12 protein-coding genes are annotated in these 11516 nt (G+C 47.2%); 8 read left to right on the top strand and 4 right to left on the bottom strand.

What is annotated here, in order from left to right:
* Positions 1 to 196: 196 nt before the first annotated feature.
* The 3 genes from AC4MRN_RS15530 to AC4MRN_RS15520 are packed head-to-tail and all read left to right on the top strand — an operon-like array spanning position 197 to position 2767.
* On the top strand, positions 197 to 754 hold the full coding sequence (locus tag AC4MRN_RS15530; protein ID WP_491203786.1) for an RNA polymerase sigma factor: 558 nt from the start codon (positions 197 to 199) through the stop codon (positions 752 to 754).
* Entirely contained in the window at positions 739 to 1509 is a 771-nt protein-coding gene (locus AC4MRN_RS15525; RefSeq protein ID WP_491203785.1) for an anti-sigma factor, read from the top strand. The genes AC4MRN_RS15530 and AC4MRN_RS15525 overlap by 16 nt, the downstream gene beginning before the upstream one ends.
* Positions 1502 to 2767, top strand: a complete 1266-nt coding sequence (locus AC4MRN_RS15520; protein WP_491203784.1) for a hypothetical protein — start codon at positions 1502 to 1504, stop codon at positions 2765 to 2767. The genes AC4MRN_RS15525 and AC4MRN_RS15520 overlap by 8 nt, the downstream gene beginning before the upstream one ends.
* 237 nt (positions 2768 to 3004) lie before the next feature.
* On the opposite strand, the gene AC4MRN_RS15515 is transcribed toward AC4MRN_RS15520, so the two are convergent.
* Complete coding sequence (locus AC4MRN_RS15515) at positions 3005 to 3313, bottom strand: hypothetical protein (protein ID WP_491203783.1); 309 nt, start codon at positions 3311 to 3313, stop codon at positions 3005 to 3007.
* 358 nt (positions 3314 to 3671) lie between these two features.
* Between AC4MRN_RS15515 and AC4MRN_RS15510 the strand changes: the two genes are divergently transcribed.
* From AC4MRN_RS15510 to AC4MRN_RS15490, 5 genes are all read left to right on the top strand, one after another.
* The gene (locus AC4MRN_RS15510) at positions 3672 to 4556 is read left to right on the top strand and encodes a hypothetical protein (protein ID WP_491054807.1); all 885 of its coding nucleotides are present in this window, start codon (positions 3672 to 3674) and stop codon (positions 4554 to 4556) included.
* On the top strand, positions 4553 to 5269 hold the full coding sequence (locus tag AC4MRN_RS15505; protein ID WP_491203782.1) for a hypothetical protein: 717 nt from the start codon (positions 4553 to 4555) through the stop codon (positions 5267 to 5269). The genes AC4MRN_RS15510 and AC4MRN_RS15505 overlap by 4 nt, the downstream gene beginning before the upstream one ends.
* Before the next feature lie 291 nt (positions 5270 to 5560).
* Entirely contained in the window at positions 5561 to 6574 is a 1014-nt protein-coding gene (locus AC4MRN_RS15500; RefSeq protein WP_491203781.1) for a TRAP transporter substrate-binding protein, read from the top strand.
* Positions 6575 to 6577: 3 nt separating this feature from the next.
* The gene (locus tag AC4MRN_RS15495) at positions 6578 to 7078 is read left to right on the top strand and encodes a TRAP transporter small permease (protein ID WP_255052026.1); all 501 of its coding nucleotides are present in this window, start codon (positions 6578 to 6580) and stop codon (positions 7076 to 7078) included.
* A 3-nt stretch (positions 7079 to 7081) separates the two neighbouring features.
* Complete coding sequence (locus tag AC4MRN_RS15490; protein WP_491203780.1) at positions 7082 to 8368, top strand: TRAP transporter large permease; 1287 nt, start codon at positions 7082 to 7084, stop codon at positions 8366 to 8368.
* Positions 8369 to 8463: 95 nt separating this feature from the next.
* On the opposite strand, the gene AC4MRN_RS15485 is transcribed toward AC4MRN_RS15490, so the two are convergent.
* From AC4MRN_RS15485 to AC4MRN_RS15475, 3 genes are all read right to left on the bottom strand, one after another.
* The gene (locus AC4MRN_RS15485) at positions 8464 to 8910 is read right to left on the bottom strand and encodes a PaaI family thioesterase (protein WP_491203779.1); all 447 of its coding nucleotides are present in this window, start codon (positions 8908 to 8910) and stop codon (positions 8464 to 8466) included.
* Positions 8907 to 10346, bottom strand: a complete 1440-nt coding sequence (locus AC4MRN_RS15480) for an aldehyde dehydrogenase family protein (RefSeq protein WP_491203778.1) — start codon at positions 10344 to 10346, stop codon at positions 8907 to 8909. Before AC4MRN_RS15480 ends, AC4MRN_RS15485 begins: the two co-directional genes overlap by 4 nt.
* Positions 10347 to 10363: 17 nt before the next feature.
* The coding region (locus tag AC4MRN_RS15475) for an AMP-binding protein (RefSeq protein WP_491203777.1) at positions 10364 to 11516 on the bottom strand (1153 nt) is incomplete at its 5' end.

Below are 11516 nucleotides of genomic sequence, written 5' to 3'. Positions count from 1 at the left end.
CCAGATATTCCGTGATTGTAGAATACGCGCCCATCTCAAACATTCAGTTTAGGGGAGGAGTAAGGGTCAGCGACAGTATTCCACAACGACCTGAACGCGCAAGTGAAAACCTGTTTTTACAAACACATTTGTACTTTTAACTAAGGATGTAGCCAGTTGAACCTGGCTACTTCTTCAGAACTTTATAGGTAACTCTGTGGACAATGAAAAAACCGCGCAGCTAAGTGACTTACTAGCAAAGGTGGCAATACGCGATCAGGTAGCATTTAAAGAGCTTTACGAACTGAGTGCAGCAAAACTGAATGGCGTTGCATATCGTATTGTGAATAGTGTGGACATTGCAAATGAAATAACCCAAGAAGCCTTTATTCAGATTTGGAAAAACAGCACTGAGTATAATTCAACGCTAGCACAACCAATGACCTGGATGACATCGATAGTTCGGTATAGGGCATATGACTACGTTCGAAAAGAGTCCAATCGATTAGAACGAAAGATGGTTGATTGGGGTGTTGAAGATTTGTCAAAGCTATCTCTAGTCTCGGAAAATACATATTCGAAAATAGAAAATACAGATTTGTTAAAAAATTGTTTGGATGTACTCAATGTAGAACAACACCAATCGGTCTTAATGGCATATTATTTTGGCTATAGCAGAGACGAAATCTCGTTAAAACTACAAAAATCTGTGGATGCGGTGAAGTCTATATTGCGTCGAGGATTAGCGAGGTTGCAAACATGTCTGGACCAATAAAGAGATATGAAAACAAAAAAATTGTAAATCATTTAGCGTCACAATATGTGATAGGACATTTGTCATCGCAAGTGAAAAAGCGAGTAGACCGCTTAATCAAAAAAAATCCACATTGCATGTTGAGTCGCGCAATTAGCCATTGGGAAGAAAAAATGTTTCCCTTAAACTCTGACACAAAGGAAATCCCACCAAAAGCTGCTACTTGGAAAAAGATAAAGAAAGCCATTAATAATGAAGCCGATACCAATAGTGTTATACCCGATGAAAGTCGGCTCATAAAAAAGTTATTTGCGGTCGTTCATATACAAAAACAATGGCAGTTGACATTCGTATTATGTTTCTTGATTTTTGCTGCTTCGTTTTGGAATTCATCTACGGTTCAAACTGTACCTTTGAGTTATATTGCGGTGTTAAGCTCGGAACAGCATCCAACACTTGTTGCCACGACGTACGGTTCCAGTCGAGAGCTTGCTTTGGAAATTCTCGACTTAAAGCCATTGGCACTTAACCAAGATTACGAATTATGGGTAGTATCTAAGACAGACAATATCGCCAGAAGCTTGGGAGTTGTAGATATGGAAAAGTTAACGCAAAAGCGAGAACTTAGTGAAGCAGAATGGCGATTGATAAAAGACTCAGATTCTCTGCTCCTTACCGTTGAAGAGCAAGGAGGTTCTCCATTTGGCGAACCATCGAATACTGTCATTTCAAAAGGATTATGCATTCGTTTACCTAGTGGAAATGAAAATGTTTGATCTACAATCAAAAATGTTACTTTTAGCTTGGTTATTATTTTGCTGTACCGAGCAAGTTGTCGCACAAACTGTTCCAAAAGTATCATTTGAGCCTGCATTTAGGTATAGGGCTCATCAAGTATTAGACGATAATCGAGGTAATGCATTTGCCTCAACCTTAAAAGTAAGAGCAGATACAAATATTCAGTTCAGATCAGATATTCAGTTAGATATTCAACTAGATCATGTCTATTCTTTTAATGACGGAAGCTACAATTCGGTTGTCGTAAAAAGAGACACAAGCCCGATCCCAGAAGCGACTGGCTTTAATGTTAACAACTTAGCATTAACTGCTTATTTGATGCCTGAATTGAAGCTAAAAATAGGCCGTCAATCAATTTTCTACGATAACGAACGTCATGTTGGTTCTATAGAGTTTTGGCAAAAAAGTCAGTCATTTGATGCTTTAACTTTTCGATTCGAAAATCTAGTAGGATTTTCATTCGATTATTCATATGTGAACAAGGTTAATCGCATTTTTGGAGCTAAAGCGGATATATATTTATCAAAAAACGACATTCGTTTTAATTCTCAAAGTTTGAGACCAGCAGCAGAGTTAGGGGTTCATCACCATAACAGTCATTTACTGCGAGGGCGATATCGTCTTTCAAATACAACTTCATTGGTTGGCTATGCTTACATACTAGATAACAAATCACTCCCCTTATTTAGTAGTCGTACATTTGGCGTTCTATTAGAACAATCTATAAAACCAGATCTGTATAAATACACTTGGCGAATAGAAGGTGCGTTTCAGCAAGGCAACTCAAATAATCCCGTAAATTACGCAACATATTACTCAATGCTGCAGGGGAGCGTGCAATACAAAAGTCATCTTGTAGAACTAACTACTGAATATATAGGTGAAGACGGAGGATTACCTTTTGCTACTTCCCTCGGAACAAATCACAAATTTCAAGGATGGGCCGATGTATTCACCGACTACAATCCCAACGGCGGACTTGTTGACTTTTCACTTAGCTATCGCGGTAGAATTGGTAAAGTAAGGTGGGGCTTAACCTATCATCATTTTGAAGGAATTAATGGTGCGCCTGCGATTGGACGGGAGTTGGATGGAGAAATTGCCTACAGAGTCAGTCGTGCATGGGAAGTTAAGTTAGTGTTTGCGAAGTATAAAAGCGACTCTGGTCAATTGAGTAACTTTGATTCTCAATCTGACCTGTCAACTGTATTTTTATCTTTGATTTACAATCTCTAAAATAAAACGGGAAAATGAGGGCATGATTTTTAAATAACGGCATTGTGGATGAAGCGTTGCTGCTGAATATTAGAAAGTAGCTGCAGAAAGATTTCCGGCGAGGCTCCAAAAAATAATTCTTAGCTTTTTATTTATCAAACTGGCCGCATCGTTATCGATGCCTGCCAGTGTAAAAACACAGACGATTAGGACGGTGTACCGCCCCGGAAGAATACCGCAATAGCAGTCAGAGTGACCTTACCGATAACAATGAGATCTTTCGCCAGGGCAACGGGGGGGCGGCCAGAGAACTAGTGAATTCATCGTTTTGTGCGCCAGTGACTTTTCGACACAACAAGCTTTATTGAGTTTGTCAGAGGTAATTACCCCATCTTCACAATAGTACTTCTCGCCCAGTTCCTTTAACAACGGCTCAGGATCTTTGCCGTTAGTTACCACATACACATAAGGCTTAAAGCCAGACAAAGCTTCTTGTGTGGAAGTACAAGACACAAAACCAGACAGAGCAAAAACAGTAATTACGGCTTTAACAATAGTTTGATTCATACACATTCCTTATGACCAGCACCAGGCAAATTGCACTACTTTCGAGTGATTCGTAACGCAGTTCGTTTAGCTTAGAATCGCACACTCCTGTCACTTAAATCCTTTTAATTAGGTTTGTTGAACTTGGCTGTTTACTAAGAACAAATTTCGTACAAAAAAGTACAAAATACCAGATAACCATAAAACAGCATTCGATAAAGATATTCAGAACTGACAAAAAACCATCAAACCTAGGATTTCTCAGAACTAAAATATAAACCTTAAAATCAGTATTTTATAAATCACTTTGTATTAAGCGAACTTCTAAAACCGCGATGTTGAATCTGACTGGGTCTAGCTCTACCTATAGGAAAATCGAATGACAATACAACTCGCAACATCAAACGGCGTTCAAGACACCGCTACCAGCTTACTATCACTATTGGATTACTGGGAATGCATGGTGAACCTAAGAAACAAATCAGCCGGGGCAGGCTGCTTTACTATTGAAGCCGCCATCGGTGAACTACAACCTGGCGACGTGTTTATTGTAGCCGGACAAGTGTCCTCGCATTTTGATGCCGTTGCCAGAGCGCTGGCTATCCAGTCTCACAACGAAAATAAGCAAACGTTGTTCATGGGTGATAGGACGAGGGTGAGACATTTTATGTGTGAGGTCGTCGGGCGAGAATTAGAGCTACCGGTATCAAAGGTGCTCAAAGCCAGGTTCACTGACGCCCAATGGTGGGCCGTTAATGAATGCTTAGAAAAGATACGAAAACTCAATGCGCTCTATACTGCAGTAGCAGCCGAAAGCGCGTTTGAATATTACATAAAAACGCTCGAAGAAACACTCTCCTATAACCCTGAAATACAAGTAGTGATAATAGAAGGTGTCACTGATAAAAGCTGGCTTAGTGAGACCAATACAAAGTCGATTGCGCAGAGACTCAAGGAACTCGCGCTGCGTCACAAGGTCAGCTTAATTGTGTCGGTTGGGATCTCAATCGGCACGTCAGAACTGGCAGTGCGTAATTGCCTGCCTGAGTCATGGGCCTTACCCGCATTTGTTGATGGAATATTGCTATGCGAACACAGTGTTTCCTCTGCTCGTCAAGTTGCTTGCCAACCAGCAATCGACTTGCGTTATGACAGCCGAACCGGTTTAGGCCATTTAAGTGTGGCTTTGTATCATGATGGAATAGGCAGAATAGACGTCTGCCCGTTGCCAGCAAACGAATCACAAAAGGAATGTGAATTATGAAGAGTGTTCAGGAAAGATTATTGCAATTCGTGCGTCGAGATGGACGGCGTGATGCACCGTTCGTATTTCTGACCATTGAGGATGGTGGGCCTATGCAGTCTGTCCCTCACCTAAACGAAACATTGGACCGTGATGGAGCCTGGGAGCCGGAAACACGAACGCGCCTGCCTTATTCACTGGGAAGGCCGGGAGTTATTATTCCCAAACTCATGACTTTATTTGCCAGTGAAGGCGAAAACCTGTCTAACTGGCGGCATTATCGCGATAACGCGCTGTACCTGAATAATGAAATTAACCTGAAGTTTTATCCAATCGCCAGGAAAAAACAAAGTGATGAGTGGCCGCAAGAACTGACCGAATATACCGGGCTGGATGCAAACCAGTATCTTGGGTGGTGCTTGTCTAATCGACCAGCGATGTTTACAGAGCAATACAAAGATGTATTGCTGGATAAGACACTTATCGTCATCCTGGCAGAGCGTAATGGCTGGCTTCAGGTACTGAATCAGATTTATACAGTAGCAAGACACCAAGACGTTACCAACCAAAAGGGACGGCTTATTTACACCCTGCATTTTGATGCAGATGACAGGCTGCTTTATGCCTATTTCCCGATGTTTCGGCCTGGTGTAAGTCATGCTCAAATGAAGCAATTCAGCCAAGAAGTACTTCAGCACAAGGCGCTGTCAGGCAAGGTTGCCCTTCCTGATTAACTGACTGGAAAGTTCTGCCATACTTCCTCCTCATTTGTTTTCACAACTTATTCCAATCCATGTACTTTTCAAGAATAGAAAGCCAACTTTACTTGGCTTACAGAGACAACAAATATAGAACACTTATCTCGCCAACTTAGATTGGCATGAAACCAACTTCCCAATACTCCTCACCCACTCCTCACCCACTCCTCAAACCATTGTAAATCACTTGTTACTTTTCGTTGACTTTTGCTACAACAAAAGAATAACATGAAACATTAATTTCACAATGCGAAACTTAGTGTCGAAATGAAAAGATTTACTCACTGTGTTATTGGACTCTGTATAAGCTTATTGCTTATCCCTACATTTGCCCAGGCCGAGTCGCCACGCGTGTTGCGTCTAGCGTCCTGGGGGCCGCCTAAACATTACCTGTCGCAGTCGCGCAATGCGTGGATTGAAGCGGTGAACGAACGGGCGGCGGGTCGCATTCAAATCATAGAATATCCGGGTGGGCAGCTGTATGGCCCTAAAGATATGCACCGTGCGGTAGCGCGTGGGCTCATTGATATGGGCGTCATATTGCAGCCGCGTTTGATGGCTACTGTGCCGTTGTTGCAAGGGGTGTATTTGCCATTTGCCTACGACACCATGGAACAAGCCGCAAATGCTTATGCCGGTGAGTCGTTGGCGATTATTCAGCAAGCCATGCAGGAGAAGAACCTGCAGCTTGTTTATCCGGCGTTTAGTGGCGGTGTACAGGTATTCAGCGCCCAGGGCGGTATTGATGGCATTGCCGACATTAAGAACCTGCGCGTGTTGGCCACCAGCCCTATGGTGACAGACTTACTTCACAAACTGGAGGCCGCGCCCGACACTTCAATTCCCCAAAGTGAACAATACATGGCGCTGAAACGCGGTGTGGCCGATGCCATGCTGAACGCCATTGTTACCGGGTATTTTCAGCGCAATCACGAAGTCGCCCCATTTGTTACCGTTACCGACATGAGCTTTCCTACTGTGCTGATGACGGTAAATCTGGACGTATGGAACTCACTGCCTGAAGACATCCAACAGATCATGCTGGAAGAAGGCGAGAAGCAAAAAGCTTACTCCCTTGGCGCATCAGCAGCCATGGAAGCACACTTTAAGCAGGTGATCAGCGAGAACGGCGGCAAGGTATCCGCCCTACCTGCTGGCACACGCTCACTAATTCAGCAAGCCAGCCAACAGGTATGGCAGGAGTGGGCTCAGCGCAATGGCCCTCAGGCCCAGCGCCTGCTCGAACTTAACTTACCCCAACCGGCTATGTCTCAGGAGTAACTCATGCAACTTCATCGTTATTCGTTTCAGTACACCATTGATGCTCTGTGCAAAGCCGGCGCGTGGCTGGCCGCGTTCTGTTTATTAGTGCTTGCCCTGGTGGTGAGCTACGAGGTTGTAGTGCGCTACACCACCGGTGTGTCCAGCAGTTGGATTCAGGAGTTCTCGGTTTACTTAATGATGGCCGTTGGCTTTTTGGCCGCAGCGTATGCACTTCAAATGAACAGTCACTTCGCTATTACCTTTTTTGTCGATAAGTTGTCGCCGGCCAAGCGCCGCCGACTCACCATTACCACCAACGCGGTGGGTTTGTGTTATTCACTGATGTTTGTGGTGAAAGGCACTGACATGGCTATGGCCATGTACGCGCTGGGCGATACCAGTACCGGCTTAATGCAAACGCCGTTATGGCTGCCAGCCAGTCTGGTGCCCATTAGCGGCGTATTGCTGAGCCTGCAGTTTTTAAGTCACACCATAGACAACATTGCCCAGGGGAGTCACTAAGTCATGGATACGTTAATGATTTTACTGGGTATTGTGGTATTTATGCTGGTGCTACTCAGCGGCTTACCCGTTGCATTCGGGCTGGGCTTTTTAGCTATTCTATTATTGAGCGCTTACGTGGGCCCGGACACAGCCACCGACATTGCGGTAGATAAAGCTTACTCGGCTATCGACTCTGACATTCTGGTCGCGATTCCACTGTTTATTCTGGCTGCACAGCTTATTTCCGCCACCGGTATGGGCAAGCGTTTGTTCAGTGCCGCTGAGGTGTTTTTATGGCGGCTACGCGGTGGTTTGGGTGTCGCCACCATTGGCAGCAGTGGCGTGTTCTCTGCTATGACAGGGTCGAGCTTTGTGTCATCGTCGACCATGGGTTTAATTGCTATTCCGGAACTGCGCAAATCCGGTTACGGAGAGTCCAAAATTGCCGCTGCGATCACGGCGGGCGGTACACTGGGCAGCATGATCCCACCCAGTATTGTGATGATCGTGTACGGTTACCTTACTGACGAATCGATCAGCAAACTGTTCATGGCAGGTGTCATTCCCGGCTTGCTACTGATTGTGCTGTATTCGCTGTTTATGGTGTTCACCGGTCATGCTGAACACACTTCGCCGGCTCATAAGCCGTCACAAAAGAAACGCCACGCCGTAAAAGAAGCCTTCTGGGGGATCATGGCCCCGGTAATTATTCTGGGCGGCATTTATCTGGGTATTTTCACCGCATCCGAAGCGGCAGCCGTTGCCGTGGTGTACTGCATGGTGATTGGCTTTGTGGTGTATCGCACCCTTTCTCTTAAATCCTTGTGGGAACAGCTCATGGCCGCTGCGGTCACCTCAGCCATGGTCACCATGATCATTATTGGCGGGGCAATTCTGGGCCACAGCGTGATCTTCGGGCGCATGCCGCAGGAAGTGTTAAGCGCTATTATCAGCATGGATATCTCGCCCATGGCGCTGCTGGTCATTATTAATCTGGTGTTGTTTGTGCTGGGTATGTTTTTAGAAGTACTGGCGCTAATGTATTTGGTTATTCCGTTGCTGGTGCCCGTCATTGCACACATGGGCTGGGACAACATCTGGATTGCGGTAATGCTGCTGATTAACGTGAACCTGGCGCTCATCACACCGCCTATGGGTGGCGTGCTTTATGTGGTATCGCACATTGGTAATATGCCGCTTAGCACGGTAATGAAGGGGGCGCTTATGCCTATTGCAGCGCTGATTATTGTGTTAATCCTCACTCTGATCTTTCCGTCACTGGCACTGTGGTTACCAAGCCTGACTTAGCTACATCGATCATTCACAAAGCACAAAAAAGCCGGGGGATGTTGTTACATCCCCCGGCTTTTGTTTTTCTGATTACCTTACAACCTACATCCCGGTTACTTATTTGCCGGTATCGGGTCCTGACTGCGGTAGCGGAACGTGCCTTCGCCAAAGGCGAGTAGATTTCCTTGTGCGTCTTTCACTTCACCTGACGCGCTGTAAATGCGTCGACCCTGTGCTCTTACTTTGCCACAAGCAGTGATCAGTCCTTCGCTACATTGACCGGTAAAGGTTGTGGTGAGCGACAAGGTTACCGAGCGGCGAATCACCTGCTCGTCAGGAAAGTAAATCCCGGACTGTGCGCACACAATATCGAGTAAGCCCGACAGCACGCCCCCGTGTAACACGCCCGCTAAGTTCAGGTGCTTGGGCTCAATTTGCAGGGTAACGGTAGAAAACCCTTTGCCCCAATCGCGATGCTGATAATTCAGCATCGCATGGTAACCGGTTTCCATAAGCTCGTAGGCCATGTCCGGCAGCTGTACTGCGGCGCCGCCTGTCATGACTTGTACCAGCCAAGTACCGATTTAATCTCCAGGAAGTCCTGCAAGCCATGCTCGCCCCACTCCCGGCCATTACCCGACTGTTTGTAGCCGCCAAACGGGGCGTGTAAGTCGGGCTGGGCGCCATTCAAATGCACCATACCCGTACGCATCTGACTGGCGACACGACGTACTCTGTCTGTATCGGCACCCGACACATAACCGCTCAGGCCATAAGGGCTGTCGTTGGCTATGGCTACCGCGTCAGAATCATCCCGGTAACCAATCATCACCAAAACCGGTCCAAAGATTTCTTCTCTGGCAATGGTCATGTCGTTGGTTACATCGGTGAATATCGTCGGCTTTACGTAGAAGCCCTTGGTCAGACCTTCCGGTTTGCCAGTGCCACCGCATAATAAGGTTGCGCCTTCTTCGATGCCTTGGGCAATCATGGCCTGAATCTTTTCAAATTGACGTTGATGTGCCACCGGGCCAATGCCAGTTTTGTCGTTAGTCGGATCGCCTACCGCATGTTGCGATGCTTCGCCTACGGCTTTGGCAATGGCAACGACTTCGGCTATTTTGTTATTGGGTACCAGCATACGCGTAGGGGCCGTACAGGTTTGCCCGGAATTGGCGAACACCGCTTTAATGCCATTGGTCACCGCTTTGGTCATGTCGGCGTCGTCTAAAATGATATTGGCCGACTTACCGCCGAGCTCTAGCGCAACGCGCTTCACAGTATCAGCGGCCGCTTTACTCACTTCTGCGCCAGCCTGAGTAGAGCCGGTAAAAGAAATCATGTCGATATCGGGGTGGCGACTCATGTAATCACCAATTTTGGAGCCTGAACCCTGCACCAGATTAAACACCCCGGCAGGCACACCCGCCTCGTGCAGTACCTCAGCCAGAATAGCCGCACTCAAGCTGGCATCCTGACTGGGTTTGAGCACAATGGTACACCCCGCAGCCAATGCCGGTGCAACCTTGCACACCACCTGATTCATTGGCCAGTTCCAGGGGGTAATTAAACCCACCACACCAATGGGCTCTTTACGGATTTCAGTTGTGCCCTGCTGATGGCTAAATTCAAAGGACTTCAGTATTTCCAGCGTGGCAGAGAAATGCCCGATGCCCATCGCCGCCTGAGCACTTTGGCTCAACGACACAGGCGCCCCCATTTCCAGCGTAATCGCCTGAACAATATCGGCGTAGCGTTTTTTGTAGCAGCCAATAATGCGTTCGAGCAGCGCAATGCGGTCTTCAACCGGGCTAACCGACCAGGACGGAAACGCCGCTTTTGCTGCCGCAATGGCAGCATCAACATCGGCACTTTCCCCCATTGCCACTTCGCCGCTAACGGCTTCTGTGGCAGGATTAATCAGCTTGCGCGTATGCGAGGTGCCGGGCTTTACCCATTCCCCGTTAATGTAAAATTCAGTGGTCTTCGCTTGCATTGTGATTCCTGATTGGCTTAATTCACGACAGGTGAAACGGCGGACTGCGATTGCGGGCTGCGCAGATCAGACAATACGCTATCATCTGGTTCGTCTGCATACAAAGCCGCAACGTCGTTGGCGCGCAATACCTGTACTTTTCGTTGATTAATAGAACGTTTATCTGACATCTCGCCGGTATCCATACTTGGCGGCGTGGTCAGTATACGGGCGCGCTCAATGCGGGTAGACGCGCCGCTGTGTTGTACGTTGTGTTCGTAAAGCGACTGGCGAATTCGAGCGATCACGCGAGGGTGCGCAGCCAGTTCTTCTGCTGTGGCGTCCAGCATGCCGAAGACCCGTTTTACGACGTCTTCGTTTAGCCAAATCAACAGCCCCAGATAGGGTTTGTCCTGACCGGTGATCACCACATCAAACACCAGGGGTGCTAACACACTCTGTAAATCGATTCGCAGCATACTGGTATGTACCCAGGTGCCGTTAAGCAGTTTGAAGTCTTCACTTACCCTGCCGGCAAACTGCAACCCTTTTTCCGGCTGCTCCGGGTCCAGCCAGCGCACGGCATCTCCGGTGTGAAAGAAGCCTTCGCTATCGAACACCTGTTTATTGAGGGCTTCGGCCTGATAATACCCGGGCGTAATTTGCGGGCCTTTTACGCAAAGCTCATATTTGTCGTCTTTGGGCACTAACTTCAACTGCGTGCCGGGGATTGGCAAACCAATGCTGCCCATTTTGGTGGTTGCCCAGTGCACAATTGTAGTTACCGCGGCGCTTTCGGTTGCGCCCAGTGCGGTGATCATACTGATGCGCTTTCCGGTTTCGCGGATTGCCAGTTGCTGGAAGTGATCAAAGGTTTCCTGAGGCATATCCGAGCCCCCGTAGCTGCACCAGTCCATATGACGGAAAAACGCTTCCCGCAGTGCGTCGTCGCGCTCCATCGCATCCACCAACAGGGCATATACAGCTGGCACGGTGGTATAGCAATTCAGGGGCACGGTTTTAATGTTGTTGAGGGTTTTCTCAAACATTCCTGGAAGCGGTTTACCGTCGTCGATATACAGCGTACCACCGCTTTTGATTACCCGATGTACATTCTGATTCCCGCCGTAAGTGTGGTGCCAGGGCATCCAGTCGAGCAATATTGGCGGATTATTTTCCTCATCAACGTCT

Source organism: Marisediminitalea sp., from assembly GCF_984433645.1.
This window is presented reverse-complemented; position numbering and strand designations above follow the sequence as displayed.